This window comes from Xanthomonas sp. fls2-241-TYG-148 (genome assembly GCF_030208815.1).
Classification (GTDB): Bacteria; Pseudomonadota; Gammaproteobacteria; order Xanthomonadales; family Xanthomonadaceae; genus Xanthomonas; species Xanthomonas campestris.
Map to the genome: position 1 here is coordinate 221,669 of NZ_JARVTE010000018.1, position 22,718 is coordinate 244,386.

The 22,718-nt window shown below is 67.3% G+C and carries 20 protein-coding genes; 13 read left to right on the top strand and 7 right to left on the bottom strand.

The genetic code is table 11. From position 1 onward, the window contains the following. Nucleotides 1–30 precede the first annotated feature (30 nt). The gene (gene tssA / locus QRM60_RS17375; RefSeq protein WP_285446716.1) at nucleotides 31–1,071 is read left to right on the top strand and encodes a type VI secretion system protein TssA; all 1,041 of its coding nucleotides are present in this window, start codon (nucleotides 31–33) and stop codon (nucleotides 1,069–1,071) included. A 269-nt stretch (nucleotides 1,072–1,340) separates the two neighbouring features. Here the strand turns inward: tssA and QRM60_RS17380 are convergent, their stop codons facing one another. Continuing rightward, entirely contained in the window at nucleotides 1,341–1,622 is a 282-nt protein-coding gene (locus QRM60_RS17380) for a DUF2782 domain-containing protein (protein ID WP_011039092.1), read from the bottom strand. A gap of 77 nt (nucleotides 1,623–1,699) precedes the next feature. Between QRM60_RS17380 and polA the strand changes: the two genes are divergently transcribed. Beyond that, entirely contained in the window at nucleotides 1,700–4,483 is a 2,784-nt protein-coding gene (gene polA, locus QRM60_RS17385) for a DNA polymerase I (RefSeq protein WP_119960913.1), read from the top strand. A 551-nt stretch (nucleotides 4,484–5,034) separates the two neighbouring features. Here polA and hemF read toward each other — a convergent pair. From hemF to QRM60_RS17405, 4 genes are all read right to left on the bottom strand, one after another. After that, nucleotides 5,035–5,934, bottom strand: a complete 900-nt coding sequence (gene hemF, locus QRM60_RS17390; RefSeq protein ID WP_011039090.1) for an oxygen-dependent coproporphyrinogen oxidase — start codon at nucleotides 5,932–5,934, stop codon at nucleotides 5,035–5,037. Between the two features lie 303 nt (nucleotides 5,935–6,237). Next, nucleotides 6,238–6,807 carry a hypothetical protein gene (locus QRM60_RS17395; protein WP_285446717.1) on the bottom strand — a complete coding sequence of 190 codons (570 nt, stop codon included), beginning with the start codon at nucleotides 6,805–6,807 and terminating at the stop codon, nucleotides 6,238–6,240. Beyond that, a complete protein-coding gene (locus QRM60_RS17400) occupies nucleotides 6,804–7,508 on the bottom strand; it encodes a hypothetical protein (protein ID WP_285446743.1) in 705 nt (234 codons plus the stop codon). Before QRM60_RS17400 ends, QRM60_RS17395 begins: the two co-directional genes overlap by 4 nt. 719 nt (nucleotides 7,509–8,227) lie before the next feature. Continuing rightward, nucleotides 8,228–10,600, bottom strand: coding sequence for a S9 family peptidase (locus QRM60_RS17405; protein WP_285446718.1), 2,373 nt, complete (start codon nucleotides 10,598–10,600; stop codon nucleotides 8,228–8,230). Nucleotides 10,601–11,153: 553 nt separating this feature from the next. Between QRM60_RS17405 and xanA2 the strand changes: the two genes are divergently transcribed. Next, nucleotides 11,154–12,494 (top strand): xanthomonadin biosynthesis 3-hydroxybenozate--AMP ligase XanA2, encoded by a 1,341-nt coding sequence (gene xanA2 / locus QRM60_RS17410; RefSeq protein WP_183111877.1) that lies wholly within the window; start codon nucleotides 11,154–11,156, stop codon nucleotides 12,492–12,494. Nucleotides 12,495–12,553: 59 nt separating this feature from the next. Here the strand turns inward: xanA2 and QRM60_RS17415 are convergent, their stop codons facing one another. Next, on the bottom strand, nucleotides 12,554–13,561 hold the full coding sequence (locus tag QRM60_RS17415; RefSeq protein ID WP_161963541.1) for a pteridine-dependent deoxygenase: 1,008 nt from the start codon (nucleotides 13,559–13,561) through the stop codon (nucleotides 12,554–12,556). Then, nucleotides 13,558–14,889: an NAD(P)/FAD-dependent oxidoreductase gene (locus QRM60_RS17420; protein ID WP_014506150.1), complete on the bottom strand. Its 1,332-nt coding sequence runs from the start codon at nucleotides 14,887–14,889 to the stop codon at nucleotides 13,558–13,560. The genes QRM60_RS17415 and QRM60_RS17420 overlap by 4 nt, the downstream gene beginning before the upstream one ends. A gap of 165 nt (nucleotides 14,890–15,054) precedes the next feature. Here QRM60_RS17420 and xanC point away from each other — a divergent pair, with 165 nt between their 5' ends. From xanC to fabG, 10 genes are all read left to right on the top strand, one after another. Then, nucleotides 15,055–15,324, top strand: a complete 270-nt coding sequence (gene xanC / locus QRM60_RS17425) for a xanthomonadin biosynthesis acyl carrier protein XanC (protein ID WP_011039083.1) — start codon at nucleotides 15,055–15,057, stop codon at nucleotides 15,322–15,324. A 37-nt stretch (nucleotides 15,325–15,361) separates the two neighbouring features. Further along, on the top strand, nucleotides 15,362–16,045 hold the full coding sequence (locus QRM60_RS17430) for a ketosynthase (protein ID WP_016944514.1): 684 nt from the start codon (nucleotides 15,362–15,364) through the stop codon (nucleotides 16,043–16,045). A gap of 53 nt (nucleotides 16,046–16,098) precedes the next feature. Next, nucleotides 16,099–16,848, top strand: a complete 750-nt coding sequence (locus QRM60_RS17435) for a lysophospholipid acyltransferase family protein (RefSeq protein ID WP_011039081.1) — start codon at nucleotides 16,099–16,101, stop codon at nucleotides 16,846–16,848. 71 nt (nucleotides 16,849–16,919) lie between these two features. Next, on the top strand, nucleotides 16,920–17,147 hold the full coding sequence (locus QRM60_RS17440; protein WP_014506154.1) for a dehydratase: 228 nt from the start codon (nucleotides 16,920–16,922) through the stop codon (nucleotides 17,145–17,147). Then, nucleotides 17,144–18,118, top strand: coding sequence for an acyltransferase (locus tag QRM60_RS17445; protein ID WP_011039079.1), 975 nt, complete (start codon nucleotides 17,144–17,146; stop codon nucleotides 18,116–18,118). Before QRM60_RS17440 ends, QRM60_RS17445 begins: the two co-directional genes overlap by 4 nt. Beyond that, entirely contained in the window at nucleotides 18,042–18,689 is a 648-nt protein-coding gene (locus tag QRM60_RS17450) for a LolA-related protein (protein WP_011039078.1), read from the top strand. The genes QRM60_RS17445 and QRM60_RS17450 overlap by 77 nt, the downstream gene beginning before the upstream one ends. Nucleotides 18,690–18,776: 87 nt before the next feature. Beyond that, entirely contained in the window at nucleotides 18,777–19,001 is a 225-nt protein-coding gene (locus QRM60_RS17455) for a hypothetical protein (RefSeq protein WP_040942050.1), read from the top strand. After that, entirely contained in the window at nucleotides 18,991–21,357 is a 2,367-nt protein-coding gene (locus QRM60_RS17460; RefSeq protein ID WP_285446719.1) for an MMPL family transporter, read from the top strand. The genes QRM60_RS17455 and QRM60_RS17460 overlap by 11 nt, the downstream gene beginning before the upstream one ends. Further along, the gene (locus QRM60_RS17465; RefSeq protein WP_285446720.1) at nucleotides 21,344–21,781 is read left to right on the top strand and encodes a phosphotransferase; all 438 of its coding nucleotides are present in this window, start codon (nucleotides 21,344–21,346) and stop codon (nucleotides 21,779–21,781) included. The genes QRM60_RS17460 and QRM60_RS17465 overlap by 14 nt, the downstream gene beginning before the upstream one ends. Nucleotides 21,782–21,949: 168 nt before the next feature. Beyond that, nucleotides 21,950–22,687, top strand: a complete 738-nt coding sequence (gene fabG, locus QRM60_RS17470) for a 3-oxoacyl-ACP reductase FabG (RefSeq protein ID WP_285446721.1) — start codon at nucleotides 21,950–21,952, stop codon at nucleotides 22,685–22,687. Nucleotides 22,688–22,718 lie beyond the last annotated feature (31 nt).

A 22,718-nucleotide genomic window follows, 5' to 3' on the forward strand; every position in this document is an offset into this window, starting at 1 on the left:
GCGCGGCGGCTCTTCGATGGAGCCTGTGCCATGCAAGACGACAGTGCGCTGGACCCCCTGCTGGCACCGGTTGGCGATGACGCGCCAGCCGGCCCGGACCTGGAGTACGACCCGGATTTCCTGCGCCTGGAGCGCGAATCGGCCATCCGTCCGGAACGCACGCTCGGCGACAGCGTGATCGCCGCCGAGGAGCCGGATTGGGAAAAAGTGCAGACGCTGGCGCTGGAGTTGAGCCGGCGCAGCCGCGACCTGCGCATCGCCAGCAAGCTCGGCGCCGCCTGGCTGCGGCTGCGCGGCCTGCCCGGCTGGGCAGACGCCCTGGCGCTGATCCACGGCCTGCTCGGCCAGCACTGGGACAGCGTGCACCCGCAACTGGATGCCGACGACGACAACGACCCCACCGCGCGGGTCAACGCGCTGGTGGGCCTGAGCGACCCGATGGGCCTGCTTGGCGCATTGCGCACCACCGCCTTCGTGCAGTCGCCGCGGCTGGGCCGCTTCAGCCTGCGTGACCTGCGCGCCGCCAACGGCAGCCTCAAGCTGGCCGAAGGGCAGGCCGTGCCCAGCCTGGCCGAGATCGAAGCCTGCTGCCTGGATTGCCCGCTCGACACGCTGGCGGCCTCGGCCAAGGCGATTACCGACGCCGCCGCCACCGCACGGGCGATCGATGCCTTGCTCACCGAACAGCTCGGCACCGCCGCGCCGGACCTGCGCCCGCTGCTGGCCGACCTGCGCGATCTGGAGCGCTTCGTGCTGCCGCACTGGCAGGCGCGCCAGGGCAGCACGGAAGAGGCCGTCGACGCCACCGAGCATTCAGGTGATGACACTGCCACCGCTGCGGGCAACCCGGCGCGTCGCACTGGGGAAATCGCCGGCCCGGACGATGTCATGCGGCGGCTGGAGGAGATATGCGCCTATTACGCCCGCAACGAACCGTCCAGCCCGGTGCCGATGTTGCTGCGGCGCGCGCAGCGACTGGTTGGCTGCGACTTCCTGGCACTGATGAAGGAACTGGCGCCAGGCGGGATCGATGAACTGCAACGCGTCACCGGCCCGCTGGAGAACAGCTGAGCAACGCGCTCACCACTGTCAGCTGCTGCAGGGCGAAAGTAGCGGCGCTACCAGCCGCTCGCCGGGCGCTACAGGATTGCCGAATCCGCTCGCCCAGCACGCCTGCTCTGGTGCTCCGTCGCACCGAAATCTGCGGGCCCGATTGGCCCGCAGCATCTACAGCACGCACGACGCCTTCAGGACGCACCAAACAAGCGCCGGGCGACGCAATCGCTAAGCTCTTCGCCTAGCGAATCCCCAATCCCGAATTCCCAATCACCGCTCCCCAATCACCAGCTATACAACTGCCAATACGTCTTGTTGACCTTGTCACGCTCGGCGTCGGTATGGCCGTCATGGTCACGATCGTAGAGGAAGTACGGCGCGCCACGTGCGGGGGTCACGCGCACCATTTCCAGCTGCCCGTTGACGCGGTATTCGTCGACCTTGTCGCCGTTACCCATGGTCTTGCTGGTGACATCCGCATTGGCCGGCACATCGCCGCCGCCACCGGTGGTGGCGCAGCCGCCGAGCAGCAGCAGCGGCAACAGCAAAAGACTTGCTCTCTTCATCGTGATGGTCCGTGTGAGGTCGTCACCGAGTATGCGCTGGCCGGGTGTGGCGTGGGCGTGCAGCGTAGAATTACGGCATGAGCAGATTAGTCCTGATCGACGGGTCCAGTTACCTGTATCGCGCGTTCCACGCGCTTCCGCCGCTGACCAATGCCCAGGGCGAGCCCACCGGTGCGTTGTTCGGCGTGGTCAACATGCTGCGCGCCACCTTGAAGGAACGCCCGGCCTATGTGGCGTTCGTGGTGGATGCACCCGGCAAGACATTTCGTGATGACTTGTATGCCGACTACAAGGCCAATCGCCCGTCGATGCCCGACGACCTGCGTGCGCAGGTGCAGCCGATGTGCGACATCGTGCATGCGCTGGGCATCGACATCCTGCGCATCGACGGCGTGGAAGCGGATGACGTGATCGGCACGCTCGCGCTGCAAGGCGCCAGCGACGGCCTGGCCGTCACCATCTCCACCGGCGACAAGGACTTCGCACAGCTGGTGCGCCCGGGCGTGGAACTGGTCAACACCATGAGCGGCAGCCGCATGGATTCGGACGAGGCGGTGATCGCCAAGTTCGGCGTGCGCCCGAACCAGATCGTCGACCTGCTGGCGCTGATGGGCGACACCGTCGACAACGTGCCCGGTGTGGAAAAGTGCGGCCCCAAGACCGCCGCCAAATGGCTGGCCGAATACGACTCGCTCGACGGCGTGATCGCCAATGCCGACAAGATCAAGGGCAAGATCGGCGAAAACCTGCGCGCCGCCTTGCCGCGGCTGCCGCTCAATCGCGAGCTGGTCACCATCAAGACCGACGTGGTGCTGGCCAGTGGCCCGCGCGCGCTGGACCTGCGCGAGCCCAACGCCGAAGCGCTGGCGGTGCTGTACGCGCGCTACGGCTTCACCCAGGCGCTGCGCGAACTCGGTGGCGCCGCCGCCGAGGCCGGCGCGCTGACCGCACCGATGGCGGTGGCGCGCACCGAGCCTGGCCGTGCACGCGGCACCGGCTTCGTGTCGGCGCCGGCTGCCGCTCCGGTGGAGCTGGACCCGGCGCTGTCGGCGCCCGGCCAGTACGAGACCATCCTCACCCAGGCGCAGCTCGACAGCTGGATCGCGCGGCTGCGCGCGGCCGGGCAGTTCGCCTTCGATACCGAAACCGACAGCCTGGACGCGCTGCAGGCCAACCTGATCGGCCTCAGCGTCGCCGCCGAGCCCGGCCAGGCCGCCTACCTGCCATTCGGCCATGACTTCCCCGGCGCACCAGCCCAGCTCGACCGCACGCAGGCGCTGGCGCAGCTGGCGCCGCTGCTGACCGACCCGGCGGTGCGCAAGCTCGGCCAGCACGGCAAGTACGACCTGCACGTGATGCGCCGCCACGGCATCGCCCTGGCCGGCTACGCCGACGACACCCTGCTGGAGAGCTTCGTGCTCAACTCCGGCAGTGCCCGCCACGACATGGACAGCCTGGCCAAGCGTTACCTGGGCTACGACACCGTCAAGTACGAAGACATCTGCGGCAAGGGCGCCAAGCAGATCAAGTTCGCCCAGGTCAGCCTGGAAGACGCCACCCGCTACGCCGCCGAAGACGCCGACATCACCCTGCGCCTGCACCAGGTGCTGGGCAAGCGCCTGGCCGCCGAGCCGGCGCTGGAGAGTGTCTACCGCGAGATCGAAATGCCGCTGGTGGGCGTGCTGGAGCGCATCGAGGCCAACGGCGTATGCGTGGACGCAGCCGAACTGCGCCGCCAGAGCGCGGACCTGTCCAAGCGCATGCTCGCCGCCCAGCAGAAGGCCACCGAACTGGCCGGGCGCACCTTCAACCTGGACTCGCCCAAGCAGCTGCAGGCACTGCTGTTCGACGAGCTCAAGCTCCCCGCCGTGGTCAAGACGCCCAAGGGCCAGCCGTCCACCAACGAAGAAGCCCTGGAAGCCATCGCCGACCAGCACGAACTGCCGCGGGTGATCCTGGACTACCGCAGCCTGGCCAAACTGCGCAGCACCTACACCGACAAGCTGCCGGAGATGATCCACCCGCAGTCCGGGCGCGTGCACACCAGCTACCACCAGGCCGGCGCGGCCACCGGGCGGTTGTCTTCGTCCGACCCCAACCTGCAGAACATCCCGATCCGCACCGAAGACGGCCGCCGCATCCGCCGCGCCTTCGTCGCCCCGGCCGGACGCAAGCTGATTGCCTGCGACTACTCGCAGATCGAGCTGCGCATCATGGCGCACCTGTCCGGCGACCCCGGCCTGGTCGGCGCATTCGAATCCGGCGCCGACGTGCACCGTGCCACCGCCGCCGAAGTGTTCGGCCGCACCATCGATACCGTCAGCGGGGATGAGCGCCGCGCCGCCAAGGCGATCAACTTCGGCCTGATGTATGGCATGAGTGCGTTCGGCCTGGCCCGCCAGCTCGGCATCGGCCGTGGCGAGGCGCAGGACTACATCGCGCTGTACTTCAGCCGCTACCCGGGCGTGCGCGACTTCATGGAAACCACCCGCCAGCAGGCCCGCGACAAGGGCTACGTGGAAACCGTGTTCGGCCGCCGGCTGTATCTGGACTTCATCAACGCTGGCAGCCAGGGCCAACGCGCCGGCGCCGAGCGCGCGGCCATCAACGCGCCGATGCAGGGCACCGCCGCCGACATCATCAAGCGCGCCATGGTCAGCGTGGATGGCTGGATTGCCGATCACGCGCAGCGCGCCCTGATGATCCTGCAGGTGCACGACGAACTGGTGTTCGAGGCCGACGCCGACTTCGTCGACACGCTGCTGGCCGAGGTCACCGCACGCATGTCCGCAGCTGCCAGCCTGCGCGTGCCGCTGGTGGTCGATTCGGGCGTGGGCGATAACTGGGACGAGGCGCATTGATGGTGCGGTGCATGCCTTGTATGCTGAATACGCAGATCAGAATATTCAGAAACTCGCATCGCGCCGCCGCACTGAATAACCGCTAAATTCTACAAATTCTTAACGGCGATCTTCACGATCCATCAATGTAGAAAATGGTGTTATATCCCTCGACGGGCGCAACGCCTGTCGGCAGATCTCTCCCATCCCCTGGAGCAGATCTCGGAGCGGAAACTCCTCCCCAAGTTTCCGTTCCCTGGCCCCGCCGACCTCCCCCTGGTCTGCGGGGCTTTTTATTGCCCGTGATTTCTCATGCTGGCCATGTATGCCGCAGTGCTACAGCGGTGAATCGGGCTCAGCGCCTACAGCGTAGCGGCAGAGGCGGATGGCACTCTTCAGCGCTTTTACTGAGCGTGCTGAGAGCCACAATGCACGCGTCACTGCGTGCAGCGCAACATAACCAGTTCATCGAATGACGGGGCGACCTGGTTTCGTCTGCAATCACAAATTTAAATAGGGGTGATTTAATCTGGGAATCAACACTGTGTTTCATCGGTGACGCGTCTGGACATTCAGCCGAGCCAATCGCGCGGAATCAAATAATCGGCCAGGCGTGCTTCGGCGCTTCCCGGCTGCGGCTGGAATCCATATTCCCAGCGCACCTGCGGCGGCAGGCTCATCAGGATGCTCTCGGCACGGCCACCGCTCTGCAGCCCGAACAGGGTGCCGCGGTCGTAGACCAGGTTGAACTCCACGTAGCGGCCACGCCGGTACAGCTGGAAGGCGCGCTCAGCCTCGCCGTAGGGCGTGTCCTTGCGGCGTTCGACGATCGGCAGGTAGGCGTCCAGGAAGCCGTCACCGACCGCGCGCTGGTAGGCGAAGTCGCGTTCGAAGTCCTGGCCCAGGTCGTCGAAGAACAGCCCGCCCACGCCGCGGGTCTCGTTGCGGTGGCGCAGGAAGAAGTACTCGTCGCACCAGCGCTTATGCGCGGCGTAACGCTCCTCGCCAAACGGCGCGCACAGCGCCTGTGCGGTGCGGTGCCAGTGCATGACGTCTTCGTCGACCGGGTAGAACGGGGTCAGGTCGAAGCCGCCGCCGAACCAGGCGGCCACCATCTCGCCGTCGCGCTCGGCGCGGAAGTAGCGCACGTTGGCGTGCGTGGTCGGGATGTGCGGATTGTGCGGGTGGAACACCAGCGACACCCCGCAGGCGCGCCAGGTGGCGCCGGCCAGCTCGGGCCGATGCGCGCTGGCCGAGGGCGGCAGCCGCGCGCCGGACACGTCGGAAAAGCCGATGCCGGCCTGTTCGAACACGGCACCATCGCGCAGGATGCGGGTGCGCCCACCGCCGCCTTCCGCGCGTTGCCACAGGTCTTCGGCAAACCGCGCCTTGCCATCGATGGCTTCCACGGCGGCGCAGATGCGGTCCTGCAGATCGGTCAGATAGTCACGTACACGGTCGAATTCGTTCATGCTTTGATTCTAAGCGGTGCACCGGGCTGCGTGCATTTCGCACACGCGCCAAGGTGCCGCGGTGCGACGCGGTGGGTCGTCTGGTCGTCCGCGTGCAGGGCCGCCAGGTCGTCGCCACAACGCCCGATCTACCGTGGAGGTGCAGTGCCATCACCGCGTGCAGGTGCTTGGGGCGGCAGGGCGGTCGCGAAGGCGTTTTCCGGGCTGGATCGACGGCGTGCCTCGCAGGCGGCGAGGCCGCCACGCACGCAAGGCCCCTCCGCTTGAAGACAACCGCTCCCAGCCGTGATTCCAGGCGAACGATCAGCCCCGTGGCGAGGGCGCAAACTCCGCGCGCACCGCAGGCGCGCACAGCCGCCATGCCAGGGCGCACTGAAACAGCGCGATCACCAGCGCACCGATGCCGGTGAGCACCAGCGCCATCAGCCGCGTGGTCTGCAGGCGCGCCTGCATCTGCGGCCACTCCGGGCTGTGCAGGATGTCAGCCGGCAGCATCGACTGCAGGCCATCGAACAGCGGCCCGATCAGGGCCAAGCCACCGAAATTAAGCAATCCGGTGATCACCAGCACCAGCACGAAGCCGATCCGCGCCCACTCACGCCGCTGCAGCAAGGCCCAGCTCATCCAGGCGAAGGCCACCGACAGCACCACGCCCAGCACCGACAGGCTCACCCCATGGTCGATCAGCCATTGCCAGGAGGCGGGCATGCGCATTCCCGGGGGCAGTGGCAGCGCGGGGGAGCCGGGCACCAGCACGATCAGCAGGATCTGCAGCAGGTTGGTCAGCGCGCTGGCCACGCCCAGCAGCAGCGACACCCACGCCATTGGCGTGACGAACCCGCCGCGCGTTGCCGGTGCCGGCGTGCGGCTCATTGCAGTGAGGCGACGTGCGCGGCCACTGCCGCCTGGCCCGGTGCATCCAGCGCCGGCTGCATCTGCAGATACCAGTCGGCCAGCGCATCGGCGGGCAGGCAGACGCGCAACAGTGGTGTGCTGCGCTCCAGAAACGTTTCGAAGAACGGCAGCCCGCGGACGAACAGGAAATGCCCATCGGTGATCGACATGCCGGCATACGCTTCGCGCAGCCATTCCAGGTGCGGCAATGCATGCTCGCCGTGGCCGGCCTGGGTCAGCGCGCTGAGGAAATTGGTGCGCGCGGTGGCCGGCGAGGTAGCGCGTTCCTGCTCGTTCAACCGGTCGAACTTCATCAGCCAGGCTTCGCCACGGTCGATTTCGTTGCACATCACTGAGGTGGTGACCAGTTGCAGCGCGTTGTGCGCGCTCTGCTCCACCTCGAACAACGCCAGCCAATGCGGAAAGGCTTCGTGGTACCGGCCCAGGGCGCTCAGCGAGATCGCGCACAGGCGGTGCGCATCTGCGCCCACGTCCAGATGCGCCACTGCGGCGTTGTACGCACCGACGTGATCGCCCTGCTGGAACAGCGCCAGCGCGGGCTGCAGCTGTGGATCGATGTCGGCAGCGGCGTCTGCATCCGCGGCAGGGGCGGCTTGCGCTGCGGCGAGCGGCGGTGTCGCCGGGGTCTTGCGTCCAAACAAACGGTCCCACAGGCCCATCGCGATCCCTTCTACGCGCCGATTGAGGAGTGGATGGCGCCGCGCGGCCGGTGGCGCACCGGTCAGGCAGCGGACCGACGCACGGGGCGCATGCACGCACGCCTGCTGCCGATCCTGCACCAAGCTTAATGGGTGACACGTAGGGTGGGGTGAGTGCGTTGCAGCGTCACTGCCGTGCGCGCACGCGTGGTCGGCATGCACCGCTCCGATCATGGGTCGACGCAGCGCTGGCAGCCAATCTCGCGTGTTCCTCCTAGCCGCAACATCCACCGTAGGAGCGCACCTGGGCGCGATAGGGCATTACCGGGAAGTCCCGTCGCGCCGAGGTGCGCTCCTACGGGTGATTCGTGTCGCTCGGACTCTGCACAAGCACGTCGATGAGAAGAGACCCCCACATATGCGATTTCCCGCGAACCCAATGCACGGGTGACCGATCTTGCGGATGCCTCTCAGCGCAGCATCCGTCGTAGGAGCGCACCTGGGCGCGACAGGGCTTTACCGGTAAGTCCCATCGCGCGCAGGTGCGCTCCTACCTGCGATCGCGTCACTCGGACACTCTGCAAGCATGCTGGTGCCTGCACACGTGGTTATCTGCGAATCAAACGCGCTGGCGCTCGCACTGTGTAACCGCACCAGCGTGGAGGGCGGCGAACGCAATGTCGGCATTACCTCCACGCCATGGCGATACACGACGCATCGCCCTGGCAAGACCGCTGCCGTTACGGCTTCACCTGTTCGTTGAACAGCTTGAGGATGCGCTTGTACTCATCCAGCCACGAATCAGCCCGCGTGAAGCCATGGCGCTCCAGCGGATACGGCGCCACCTGCCAGTTGTCCTTGTGCAGCTCGACCAGCTTCTGGGTCATGTCGACCGAGTCCTTGAAGAACACGTTGTCGTCGATCATGCCGTGCGCAATCAACAGATGGTCGCGCAAGCCCTCGGCATAGTTGATCGGCGAGGAAGTCTTGTAGGCCTGCGGGTCGAGGTCGGGCGTGTTGAGGATGTTGGAGGTGTACTCGTGGTTGTACTGCATCCAGTCGCCGACCGGCCGCAGCGCGGCGCCGGCCTTGAACGTGCCCGGGCTGCGGAACAGCGCCATGTAGGTCATGAAACCGCCGTAGGAGCCGCCGTAGATGCCGGCACGCGCGCGATCACCCTGCTTGGTGTCGACCAGCCACTGCAGGCCGTCCAGATAGTCTTCCAGTTCCGGATGGCCCATGTTGCGATAGATCGCGGTGCGCCAGTCGCGCCCGTAACCTTCGGAGGCGCGGTAGTCCAGATCCAGCACGATATAGCCCTGCTGCACCAGCAGGTTATGGAACATTTGCTCGCGGAAATACGGCGTGTAGCGCGCCGACACGTTCTGCAGGTAGCCGGCGCCGTGCACGAACATCACGATCGGGTACTGCTTGCCGGGCTCGGGATGCTGCGGGCCGTAGTACTTGCCCCACACCGTTCCGGCGCCGTGCGTTGAAGGCACCTGCACGTATTGCGGCGCGATCCACGGCTGCGCCTTGAAGGCAGCGGTGCGCGTGTCGGTGAGCACCGTGGCCTGGCCGCCAGCGGCCGGCACCACCGCCAACTGCGGGGGCAGGTAGCTGCCGGAATAACGCACCAGCACCTGCTGGCCGTTCGGCGACAGGCTGAAATCTTCCACGCCGTCGAGCGCGGTGACTTCGCTGAGCTGATCGGTGCGCAGATCCAGCTTGCACACCTCGTAATCGCCCGGCCATTTCCGGTTGCACAGGAAGAACATCCCGCTGCCATCGGCGCTGGGCACCGGTGCGGATACTTCGAATGTGCCGCGGGTGCGCTGGCGTGGCTTGCCATTGCCTTCCACCGTGTACAGCTGCGAATAGCCGGATTCTTCCGACAGCAGCCACAGCGTGCGGTTGTCCGGCAGCCAGCCGAATTCGTTGAAGCCCCAGTTGATCCAGGCGCTGTCGCTCAGGCGATGGCGCGGCTGCAGCTTGGCATCGTCCAGATCCACGCTGGCGATCCAGCGGTCCTTGTTGTCCACGGCGCGGATTTCCACCGCCACGTTGCGGCCGTCATCGCTCCAGTGCACGGCCGGGCCGCTGCCATCGCCGTCGCTTTCCACGCGCACGGCACGGTTGCCCTTGAGCGGATCTTTCTTGGCCGCCTTGCGCAGCGCCGCCAGCGGGTCGGTGGCGATGCCGGGCAACGGGTCGAACGACAGCGCTCTGGCACTGCCGGCAGCCACGTCCACCAGCCACAGCGCGTGCGCCACCGGGGCGTTGCGGCCAACGCGGGTGCGGACTTCCTGGAATTCCTCGTAGCCGGATTCGGTGATGTACTTGGGCATCTTGCCGTCCTGGCCCTCGTCGGCGCCCTTGGCCTGGGTGACCACCAGCAGATGGCGTCCATCCGGCGACAGCGCGCTGTCGACGATCTCCACCTCATCGCCCAGATACACCGGTGCCGGTGCGCGGGTGCTGTCGGCGCGGCGCCAGGCATCGTCCTGGGTGCGCAGCGCCTCGCGTTGCTCGCGGTCGCGGCGCAAGGTGGCCAGGGTGGCCAGTTGCTGCTCGCGCAGCACATCGGCCTTGGGCGCGGCGTTGGGATCGCGCTCGGCCTTCACCACTGCCACCTGCGCGGTGCCGCCATCGGCACGCCAGTGGTACCAGTTGTTGCCGGCGCGCCAGATCGCACCGCCATCGCTGGCGAATTGCGGGCGCGATTCGACCTCGTTGCTGCGGGTCAGCTGGGTCAGCGCCCCGGAGCGCAGATCGCGCAGGAAGATGTCACCGTTGCGCGCAAACAGCATGCGTTGCCGGCCGGCGTCGTAGCTCGGGTTGGCGGCATCCAGCCCCGCACGCGCGGTGTCGGCCACACGCTCGGCGGCGGTGCCGCCCGCTGCGGGCTGGCGATAGGTATCGCGCACCGGGCTGCCTTCGCGCTTGAGTTGGTACTGCACCTGCTTGCCGTCCCATTGCCACCAGGCCTGCTCGACCGACGGCCCGATCCAGTCCGGGTCGGCCATCACCTGTTCGATGGTGAGCGGTGCGGTGGACTGCGCCTGCGCAGTGGCGGCCAGCAACAGGAGGGACAACGGCAACAATCTGGGCATCGGGCAGGATCGAAACGCGAGAAGAGCGGGCAAGCCTAGCAGTTCGTTTCCGCACGGGGCTGGGCCACAGGTCATGCGTGATGGCGTCTGTGTGCGGGTCATTGGTGGCCATTGCTGTGATTGAAGCAGGCTGGACTAGAGCCGCGCTGCGGACTGCCTTGTCGTGCGAGGCGGCCGCGATTGAGGCAGGCGCGTGTGCCGGGGAGTGTGGCGATCAACGGCGTTTCACGATCGCAGCGTGTGTCGGTGGGTCAGCGGCAGAGCGCTTGCATTGACGCTCATCCGGCGACGAGCGCGGGATTGCTGCACGAATCAGGCGTCGGCGATGCGTGCATATTTATGCGGCGCCTATCAGCGCGTGTGCCAAGCGCTCTACGCTTCCCACGCGCGCATTCCGGTGCCACGCCGCCCTGCACACAGCAGCGAAGTTGCGACATTGCCGCGAACACGCGCCGTCATGAGCGCCGACTATCAGCCAATGCCAGGAATGCCCCGACTTGCCAGCAGCGCAGGGGGCCGCCAAGCTAGCGCGCTTTTGCGATCCTCGGTGCCCATGCCCAGTCCGTCCACTCCGCTGTCCCATCCGTTGGCCGTTGGCGAACCCGGCCGGCCGTTGGCGTGGCGCGACGGGCAGGCGGTGGACCTGGCCACCTTCATCGCGCACGTGCATGGCCTGGCGCAGTTGCTGCCCGACGGCCGCCACGCAGTGAACTTGTGCGAGGACCGCTATCGCTTCATGGTGGCGTTTTATGCCTGCGCGGTGCGTGGGCAGGTGTCGCTGCTGCCGTCTTCGCGTGCGCCGGCGGTGGTGGGCGAAGTGCAGGCGCGCCACGCCGATGCGTACTGCCTGGGTGATCTGGCGCTGGAACTGGCGCCCCCGCGCTATTGGCAATTGCCGGCGGACTTGCCGCGTTCGGAAGGCCCGGTACCGGTGCTGGCCGACGACGCCCTGGTGGCGATCGGCTTCACCTCCGGCAGCACCGGCGCGCCGCAACCCAATCCCAAGACCTGGGGCAGTTTCCTGACCAGCACGCGGCAGGATCTGGTGGCGTTGCAGAGTCTGTGGGCGCACACCGACGCGGTGCCGCACGTGGTAGCCACCGTGCCGCCACAACACATGTACGGCATGGAGCTGTCGGTGCTGCTGCCGATGGTCACCGCACTGGCGGTGCATGCCGGCCGGCCGTTTTTTCCCGACGATGTGGCGCGTGCGCTTGCGGAGATTCCCGAACCGCGTGTGCTGGTGACCACACCGGTGCATCTGCGCGCGCTGGTCGAATCGGGCGTGCACCTGCCGCCGCTGGTAGGCATCGTCTCGGCCACCGCACCGCTGACGCAGGAGGTGGCGGCCGCCGCCGAAGCGCGCTTTGGCGGGGAAGTGCGCGAGATGTTCGGCTCCACCGAAACCTGCGTGTTTGCGGTGCGGCGTACCGCCGTGGAAGCCGCCTGGACGCCGCTGCCCGGCGTGCGCCTGGAGTCGCAGGCCGCCGGCACCTTGGTGCATGCGCCGCATCTGGCCAGCCCGGTGCTGCTGGCCGACATGATGGACGTGGCCGCCGATGGCCGTTTCCAGGTGCGTGGCCGCCAGGCCGATCTGCTGGAAATCGCCGGCAAACGCGCCTCGCTCGCAGATCTCACCCGCCGCCTGCTCGCCGTGCCGGGCGTGGTCGACGGCACCATCGTGCAACTCGCGCCGGAACACGGCCAATCGGTGGGCCGCATCGCCGCGCTGGTGGTGGCCCCGAGCCTGGACGAGGCACAGATCCTCACCGCCTTGCGCGGCAGCTTCGACCCGGTATTCCTCCCGCGCCGCCTGCGCAAGCTCGCCGCCCTGCCACGCAACGAAACCGGCAAGCTGCCGCGCGATCTGGTGTTGGGGTTGCTCAGTAGCTGAGGTGTTTGCGCGTGCCGCCGCGCAGGCCACCACGTGCATCAGCCAGTGCGCGCCATGACTCAGCCGTGCACGCCGTCGATTTCCACTGCCAGTTCGTCGCGGCAGATCACCGCGTGTAGCAGCAGGCGCGGGACCGCGTCGCCGAAGCGTGCGTCCAGGGCCTGGGCCACCTTGGGTAGATCGTCGCGTTCGCGCACGTAGACCTTCAGGCGGGTGCCGGCGCCAAACTGCGCCGGCAGGCCGGGTGCGTGCTGGCGCGCGGCGCCGAGCAGGGCGTCGAAGTTGGCGAAGGTTTCTTCCAGCTGCGCCAGCAACTGGCCGGTGTGCATCGAGGCATGGCCCACCACCGCCGCGGTGCCCGATAGCAGCAGCGGCATGTCGCCGCCGGCCGGTGGCAGCATCGCGCGGGCAAAACTTGGCGGCTGCGGGCCGTACTGACGCGGGTAGTTGTAAGCGCTGACCTGGCGTGGATTTTCCAGTGGCGTGCCGGCGTCGGCCGCGGCCAGCCAGTAAATCTGGATGATGCGCTCGGCATCGCAGCGGCCCACGGCAGTGGCGGCGGGCAACTGCGCAACATCGAAGGCGCCCAGGCCGCGCGCACGGCCCACGCAGAACTGCCGATAGCGTTCGCGGTCGCCGCTGCCCAGCGTGATCGCATCCAGGTAATTCCAGATGCGCAGCAGGCGCGGGGTCTGGCTGCCGGAGACGAACGCGGTGATCTCCGCATACGCCTTGGCGGCGGCTTCTTCGATCTCGACATCCTGCTCATCGATCTCGATCACGCCGAACTGCAGGCGGCCGTCGCTGGACCAGGCAATGTTGCCGTCGCGGCCGCTGCGCACCGGTGCGTCGGTGCGCCAGACTTCCAGCACATCGGCCGCGTACGGCTGCAATGGCACGCGCAAATAGCGCGGGTCGTCCAGGCGCGGCGCGGCATCGCCGAAACCGAACACCGCCAGCACCTGCGCATCCTGCAGCAGCGTGGAGGGATCGGTCTGCGCGGCATAGTCGACCTGCAGGCGCGGATGCCGCACGGTCTGGTTGGGCTGGAGCGTTGGCGCGGTCATGGAGCGTCTCTGTGCAAGGTGTCACCGTCGAAGCCGAGCCGGGCCTGGCGCCGGCGATGCCGCCAGGCATGCCAGGCGCGCGGCAGCATCGACAGCGCGGTGACGGAATAGATGGCGCGGAACACGCGCAAGCGGCGGCGCACCTTGGGGCTGTCGAACACATCGCCGGCAAGCATCGCCACCACCGCCTGTTCCACCTGCCACACGTTCTGCGGCTGCGCGAACAGTGCGCGCATGGTGGGCGAGGTGAAGCGGTAGATGAACCACTTGAACTCGCTCAGGCCGCGCGCCAGCTCGCGCGACAACGCGCGCTGCAGGCTGGCTTCGCGCTGCGGCGCGCGCAGCACCGCATCCACCATGGCCGCGCCGCGTTCGGCGCTGTGCATGGCCAGGAACACGCCGGAGGAAAACATCGGGTCGACAAATGTGTAGGCATCGCCGAGCAGCAGCCAGCGCGGGCCACTCATGCGCGTGCATTCGTAGGCGTAGTTGCCGGTGGCGTGCACCGGCGCCACGCGCTCGGCATCGGCCATGCGCGCGGCCACTTCCGGATTCAACGCCAGCGTGCGCAGCAAAAAGCCTTCGCTGTCGCCCTTGCGGGTCTTCATGTAGTCGGGGTAGCAGACCGCGCCCACGCTCATCACATCGTCCGGGAGCGGAATCAGCCACATCCAGCCATGCGCATGGCGGTAGATGCTGATGTTGCCGGCGTCCTCGCCCGGGCGCCGGGTCACCCCACGGAAATGGCTGAACACCGCCGCCGACTGGTGCTTCGCATTGGCACGCTTGAGCTTGAGGCGATTGCCCATAAAGGTGTCGCGGCCGCTGGCGTCGAGCAGATAACGCGGGCGGAACTGCTGCACGCCGTCCACGCCGCGTGCCTGCAGTACCGGCTGCTCGCCATCGAACGCCACGCTCTCCACCTTGACCTGTTCGCGCGCATCCACGCCAACCTCCCGCGCCCGCGCGAACAGCACCTGGTCGAACTGCGCACGCGGCACCTGGAAGGCGTAGTCGGCCTTGGCATCGAGCGCATGCGAAAAGCGGAAGGTGTTGTAGCCGCCGGCATCATTGGGAAAGTCGGCGCCACGCTTGAGCACGCCAATGGCGCGCACCTGCTCCAGCACGCCCAGGCGTTCGAGGATCGGGATGTTCATCGGCAGCAGCGACTCGCCGATGTGGAAGCGCGGGTGCTGCTCTTTTTCCAGCAGCGTCACGGCCCAGCCCTGCTGCGCGAGCACGATGGCGGCGGCGCAACCGGCGGGGCCACCGCCGATGATCAGTACATCCGGACACTCCGGCCCGGGAGCCTGCCCGGCTGCCGGCATGGCGGACGGGGTGGGGCGAACAACAGTGGAAGTCATCCTGGAACGAACCTGCAGCGGGCGAGCGTCATTGAGTCATGATAGCCTGCCCGGCGGCCCGGGGCAGTTATGCCCTGGCGCCGATCACCGCAATCGTTACCCGCACCCCTCAGCCTGGAAGCTCCCTGGATGTCCTCGCAAACCGCTGCCGAACGTGAACTGGCCGAACTCCTGGTCGAAAGCCTGAACCTGGAAGACGTCCAGCCCGCCGACATCGATCCGGAAGCGCCGCTGTTCAATACCGGCCTGGGGCTGGATTCGATCGACGCGCTGGAACTGGCGCTGGCGATCAGCAAGCGCTACGGCTTCCAGCTGCGTTCGGACAACGACGAGAACCGTCGCATCTTCGCGTCGCTGCGCGCATTGTCGGCGCATGTCGAAGCCAACAAGACCACCTGAAGTCCCGGCCACGCCGCCTGCGCAGGCGGCGCCGTGGGTGTTGGGGCTGGGCGTGCTGCTGGCCGTGGCGTATTCGCCGCTGGCGCACTGGGCCAACGCCACGCATCGCTCGGACTTAGCCGTCATCGCAGGCGGCCTGCTGCTGGCCATGGTGTTGATCGAGCCGCTAGCCAGCCGCCGTTTGTGGGCGTGGGCGCTGGCGGCGCTGATCCTGGTGGGGCTTGGCGCGCTGTGGCATTCGCCCTACGCCATGCTGCTGCTGGCCGCGCCGCCGGTGGTGTTCACCGGCTGGATCGCCTGGTTCTTCGGCCGCAGCCTGCGCCGCGGGCGCACGCCGCTGATCACCCGCATCGTGGAAGGGCTGTACCGCCAGGCGGGCATGCCGATCACCCCTGCGCAATACACCTACACGCGCCGGCTCACGCTGGGCTGGGCGGTGCTGTTGTCGCTGCTGACCCTGGTCAATCTGGTGCTGGGGCTGTGCGCCGAACCCAGTGGCGTGCTGGCGCAGCTGGGCTACGCCTCACCGCTGCCCATCAGCGACGCGCGCGCCTCGTTGTTCGCCAATCTGCTGGCCTATGGCGTGGTCGGCGGGTTCTTCGTTGGCGAATATCTGTTGCGCGGCCGCTGGTTTCCGCAGCGCCCCTATCGTAATCTGCCCGACTTCTTGCGCCAGATGGCGCAGCTCGGGCCGGAATTCTGGCGCGATTTGCTACGCTGACGGTGTAGCCAGGGGCACCGACGTACGTGCACATTTTCGGGGACAAGACAAAAATGCCGTTGGCAAGGATGCCGTCGCGCTTGGCGTGGGCTGTGTTCAACCTGCTGCAATTCGCATTCACGCTGGCGTTTACCGCTGGCGGGATCGTGTATGCGCTGGTGCTGCTGGCGATCACGCGCGATGCGGACCGGCTGCTGCGCATGGGCGCCTGGATGTGGGCGCCGGTGCTGTTTCGCGGCGCCGGTGCCAAGGTGATCGTGGAAGGTCGCGAACGCGTGGACTGGTCCAAGAACTATCTGTTCGTCAGCAACCACCAGTCGATCATCGACATCTGCGCGTTGTTCTACGCCTTGCCGGTGCCGCTGCGCTTCCTGCTCAAGGAAGAAATGCTCAAGGTGCCGTTCGTGAACTGGTATGCGCGCGCCACGGGCATGCTGTTCCTGGACCGCGACAGCCGCCGCGCCGGTGCGATGGTGCGCCGGCAGGCAGCCGCCTTGCTGCGCAATGGCCAACAGTTGTGTCTGTTTCCCGAAGGCACGCGCAGCCGCACAGGCGCACTATTGCCATTCAAGGCCGGGCTACTGCAGGCCGCTATCGATGCTGGTGTGCAGGTGGTGCCGGTGGCCGTGGATGGGTGCGGCAAGGTGTTGCCGGTGGACGGGCTGTTCCGGGTCAGGCCCGGTGTGATCCGCGTGCGCATCGGCGCCCCCATCCCGGTCACCGGGCCGGACGCACCGGACCGCCAACAATTGACCGAGCAGGCACACCGTATGGTGGCTGCAATGCTTCAACCCAGGATCTGAGTTCCACGCTTATGGATTTCGTCGTACCGCATGATCATCCCTCCCTGCCTGGGCACTTTCCTGGTCGCCCGGTGGTGCCTGGCGTGGTGGTGCTCGACCACGTGCTGCAGGCCGTGGAAGCGGTGCACGGTGCGCGTGCGCCCGCACGCTTGCCGCAGGTGAAGTTCGTGCAACCGTTGTTGCCTGGCCAGACGGCCTCGGTGACGCTGGAAGGCGATGGCCCGCGCTGGCGCTTCCGCGTGCAGCGCGACGGCCAGTTGCTGGTCAGTGGCGAGCTGGTGGCGGAGGCGGCGGCATGAGCAATCACTGGAAACAACGCCCCGAGGGCGGCGGTCGCTTCGCGCTGTGGCTGATCCGTGGCATTGCCCGGCACGCCGGGCGTTCGGTCGGGCGCGCGCTGCTGTATCCGATCACGCTGTACTTCCTGCTGGTGCGCGGGCCTGAGCGCACCGCCTCGCGCGCCTACCTGGCGCGTGTGCTCGGCCGGCCGGCCACGGTGCGCGATGTGGCGCGCCATATTCATACCTTTGCCTCCACCATCCTGGACCGCGTGTACATGCTGTGCGGCCAGATGCAGCGCTTCCAGGTCGATATCACCGGACTGGATCAACTGCACACGCAGATGGACCGCGGCCGTGGGGTGCTGATCTTCGGCTCGCACCTGGGCAGTTTCGATGCGTTGCGTGTGCTGGCCACCGAACGCCCGGACGTGCAGGTCAAGGTGGTGCTGGACAAGGCGCATAACCGCGCCATGACCGATCTGCTGGGCGCGCTCAATCCGCAGCTGGCCGCCAACATCATCGATGCCGGGATGGATGCGACCTCGATCGTCATGGCGATCAAGGAAGCCACCGACGCCGGCGCGCTGGTGGCGCTGCTGATCGATCGCCCGCGCGAGGGCGACCCGGCGTTGCCGGCGATGTTCCTCGGCCGTAATGCGATGTTCCCGACCTCGCCGTGGCTGATTGCCGCTGCGCTCAAGGTGCCGGTGGTGCTGGCCTTCGGCCTGTACCGCGGCGGCAACCATTACGAGCTGGCGTTCGAGACCTTCAGCGAAGGGTTGGACGTGCCGCGTCGCCAGCGTGCGCCGGTGCTGGCCGTGCTCATGCGCGATTACGCCGCCAGGCTGGAACATTACACACGCTACGCGCCGTACAACTGGTTCAACTTCTACGATTTCTGGAACACCCATCATGCCGATGCGCCGCACCCTGCCGTGGATGCTGATACTGCTGTTCAGCGCCGCACCGCTATGCGCCGCACCGCCTGAGGCGCTGGATGTAGGCCAGGTGCTGCAACGCCTGGCACGCCCGGCCCCGGTCAGCACCGAGTTCGTGGAGTTGCGTGGCTCGGCGCTGCTGAAGTCGCCGCTGCGCGTGCAGGGCCATTACCGCCGCCCGGATGCGCAAACCCTGGTGCGCGAGGTCAGCGCGCCGTATCGCGAGACGACCACCTTGCGCGGCGACGAAGGCGTGCTGGAACGCGAAGGCAAATCGCCGCGTCGTTTTTCCTTGAGCCGCGTCCCCGAACTGGCCGGCTTGAAGTCCGGCTTCGGTGCGCTGCTGTCCGGCGATCGCGCCTTGCTGGAACAGCAGTACCGCGTCAGCGGGCAGGGCCGGCCGCAGGCCTGGCAGCTGCAGTTGCAGCCCAAGGATGCGGCCGTGGCCAAGCAGGTGCGCGAGTTGCGCCTGTACGGGCGTGGCGATGAGCTGCGCTGCATCGAAAGTGTGCCGGTCAAGGGCGATGTGCAACGCACCTTGCTGGCCGGTGCGGCACGCGATGCGGCGGCCGTGACCGACGCGGCGGCGCTCACCACCCTGTGCCACGGCCCGGCGGCGTGATCGCGCCCATCGGCAGCGCACAGCGCCAGCACCTCTTGATGTCGCACCCGGCCGGTGCACGTGGTGCCATGACATGGGAGCTGGCACATGGCGTTTGAGTTGAATGCCAACCGGCGCATCGGCTTGGCGCTGCTGTGGCTGGCGCTGCTGGCAATAGCCGGTTTCTGGTTGAGCGAAACGCTCAAGGTGTCGGGCGATTTAAGGAAGTTCATGCCCGCTCTCAGCAAACTGAAAGCACTGTTGCTGCCCGATGCCGCGCGTGCGGCCAGTGCACGTTCGGCCACGCAGCGGGAGCTGGCACATGGCGTTTGAGTTGAATGCCAACCGGCGCATCGGCTTGGCGCTGCTGTGGTTGGCGCTGCTGGCGGTGGCTGGTTTCTGGTTGAGCGAAACGCTCAAGGTCTCCGGTGACCTGCGTAAATTCATGCCCGCTCCGCGCACGCCGGCGCAGAAGCTGTTGATCGAAGAACTCGGCGAAGGCCCTGGCTCGCGGCTGTTGTTGATGTCGCTATCCAACAGCGACCCGGCGACCTTGGCGGCGCAGTCGCGCGCGCTGTATCGCACACTGGCCGCGCAGCCGGACCTGTTCGAGCTGGTCGGCAATGGCGGTAGCGCTGGCCTGGAGGCGATTCCGCAGCGCCTGCTGCCGTACCGCTACCTGCTCAGCGACAGCTTCGATGCCGCACCCCTGGATGCCGCTGCGCTGGAGACGGCGCTGCAGGCGCGCGTGCAGGATCTGGGTTCGCCCGCCGGCGCGATGGTGGAACCGCTGCTGCCGCGTGACCCTACGCTGGAAGTGCTGCATCTGGCCGAAACCTTGCAGCCAGCCGCCGCGCCGCAGACACACGATGAGGTCTGGTTCGACCGTGCCGGCACCTCGGCGCTGCTGGTGGTGCAGACGCGTGCCGCCGGCTTCGACCCGACCGGCCAGCAACTGGCCTACGACGCCGTGCAGGCGGCCTTTGCCAAGGTCAGCGCCGGCACCGCCACGCGGATGACGCTGACCGGCCCGGGTGCGTTCGCGGTGGAGATCACCGCGCGCACGCAGGGCGAGGCGCAGTGGATCGGCACGCTGGACACGGTGGGTCTGGTGCTGTTGCTGCTGGTGGCCTACCGTAGCTGGAAAATTCCGGTGCTCGGCGTGCTGCCGCTGGCCAGCGCCGGGCTGGCAGGCCTGGGCGCAGTGGCGTTGCTGTTCGAAGGCGTGCACGGCATCACCGTGGCCTTTGGTTTCACCTTGATCGGCGTAGTGCAGGACTACCCGATTCACCTGTTCAGTCATCAACGCCCTGGCCTGGATCCACGCGCCAATGCGCGGCATCTGTGGCCCACCCTGGCCACCGGCGTGGTGTCCACCTGCATTGCGTATGTGACCTTCCTGTTTTCCGGTGTGGACGGCCTGCGTCAGCTGGCGGTGTTCACCATTGCCGGCCTGGCCACTGCGGCGGTCACCACGCGTTGGCTGCTGCCGTGGTTGATCGATCCGGCGCCGCGCGACTATGCCGATTCGCGCCTGCTGGCCGCGCTGTGGCGCGCGATTGCGCGGCTGCCACGCCCGCGCATCAGCCTGGCGGTGATTGCGGTGGTCGGCATCGCGGTGATTGCCTTTGCGCCTGGGCAGTTCTGGCAGAACGACTTGTCCAAACTCACTCCGGTGCCGCCCAAGGCGCTGGCGCAGGACACCCATTTGCGCCAGGAACTGGGCGCACCGGATGTGCGGTATGTGCTGGCGCTGTCCGCGCCATCGGACGAAGCCGCGCTGCAGGCCAGCGAGCGTTTGCGCCCGCGTCTGGATGCGTTGGTGCGTGAGGGTGCCTTGGTCGGTTACGACATGGCGGCGCGGTACTTGCCCAGCGCCAAGACCCAGCAGGCACGCCAGGCCGCGTTGCCCGACGCAGCCCAAGCCAGCGCGCTGCTGCAGCAAGCGGTGGCAGCCACGCCGTTTCGCAGCGATGTGTTTGCGCCGTTCCTGCAGGATCTGCAGACCGCCAAGCAGGCCGCGCCGCTGACGCCGAAGGATCTGGCTGGCTCGCCGCTGGCGACGTCGGTCGGCGGGCTGTTGCTGGGGCGCAGCGACCGCAGCACTGCGCTGGTATCGCTGACCGGCCTACGCGATCCGGCCGTCATCGCCAGCGCCGTGCAAGGCAGCGGCGCGCAGTTGCTCGATCTGAAGGAGGCGTCCGAATCGTTGGTCGCCGCCTACCGTGGACGCGTACTCGGTGCGCTGCTGCTGGCCGCGTTGTTGCTGGCAGCGACGGTGGCGATTGCGCTGCGCAGCCCGCGTCGCATCGTGCGCGTGTTGCTGCCGATGGCGCTGACCAGCGTGCTGATTCTGGCGATCCTGCGCGGCATGGGCGTGGAGCTCAACCTGTTCCATCTGATCGCGCTGATCCTTGCCGCGGGGCTGGGCCTGGATTACGCGCTGTTCTTCGACCATGCCGGCGATGATCACGCCGATCAATTGCGCACCTTGCACGCGCTGATCGTCTGCAGCCTGATGACGCTGCTGGTGTTCGCGTTGCTGGCGGCCTCCAGCATCCCGGTGCTACGCGCCATTGGCAGCACGGTCGCACTAGGCGTGCTGTTCAATTTCATCCTGGCGTTGCTGGTGTCGCGTGAGCCGGCGCTGGAACGCCCCGCAGGCGAGGTGACCGATGCTCGGACGTGAGGCGATTGCGGCGCTGATTCCGCACCAGGGCGCCATGTGCCTGTGGGAAGCGGTGCTGGACTGGGACGCGCAGCGCATCGTGGTGCAGAGCCGCGCGCATCACAGCGCCGAGCACCCGTTGCGTGCCGATGGCCGCCTGCGCGCGCTGCATCTGTGCGAATACGGCGCGCAGGCGATGGCGGTGCACGGTGGGTTGCTGGGGCAGGCATCGGGCAAACCGGTGCGCCCGGGCATGCTGGTGGCGCTGCGCGGCGTGGAGGTACACGTGGCCTATCTCGATGACCTGCCCGATGCGATCACCTGCGAAGCGCAGGTGTTGCTGCAGGGCGAGGACAGCCAGCAGTACAGCTTCCGGCTCACCCACGGCGACCAGTTGCTGGCAGAAGGGCGCGCCACGGTGATGTTGGGCGCCGCGCAGGCCTAATCGATCGTTCTGACTTCGCGTAGGAGCGCGCGCGCGCGATAGGCATTCACGGGAACGCGTCATCGCGCGCAAGCGCGCTCCTACGTGGGGGCGGCGGTTCCGGCGACGCGCGTGAATCGCTAGGATGGTGCGCTTGCTGCTGCCAGTTGCGGCCCCGACGAGGTTTCCATGAGCACATCTGTTTCACAGCGCCGTGCGCTGGTCACCGGCGGTAGCGGCGATCTTGGCGGTGCGATCTGCCGTCAGCTAGCGGCGCAGGGCCGGCACGTCATTGTGCATGCCAATCGCAATCTCGCCCGGGCCGAGGAAGTGGTGGCGTCCATCGTGGCCGCGGGCGGCAGTGCCGAAGCGGTCGCCTTCGATGTGGCCGATGCGCAGGCCAGTGCGGATGCATTAGCGGCGTTGCTGGAGGCCGGGCCGATCCACATCGTGGTCAACAACGCCGGCATCCACGACGATGCGCCGATGGCCGGCATGAACGCGCAACAGTGGCATCGGGTCATCGATGTGTCGCTGCACGGTTTCTTCAATGTCACCCAACCGCTGCTGCTGCCGATGGCGCGCGCGCGCTGGGGCCGCATCGTCAGCGTGTCGTCGGTGGCGGCGGTGCTGGGCAATCGCGGCCAGACCAATTACGCCGCCGCCAAGGCCGCGCTGCACGGCGCCAGTAAATCGCTTTCGCGCGAGATGGCCAGCCGCGGCATCGCCGTGAACGTGGTCGCACCGGGCGTGATCGAAAGCGAGATGGTCGGCGACAGCTTCGCGCCGGACCTAATCAAGCAGATGGTGCCGGCTGGCCGCGTTGGCACACCCGACGAAGTTGCCGCGCTGGTGGCGTTCCTGTGCTCGGACGTAGCTGGTTACATCAACGGCCAGGTGATTGGCATCAACGGCGGCATGGGTTGAATTCAAGCCGTCGGGAACAAGTGAGCTGTCG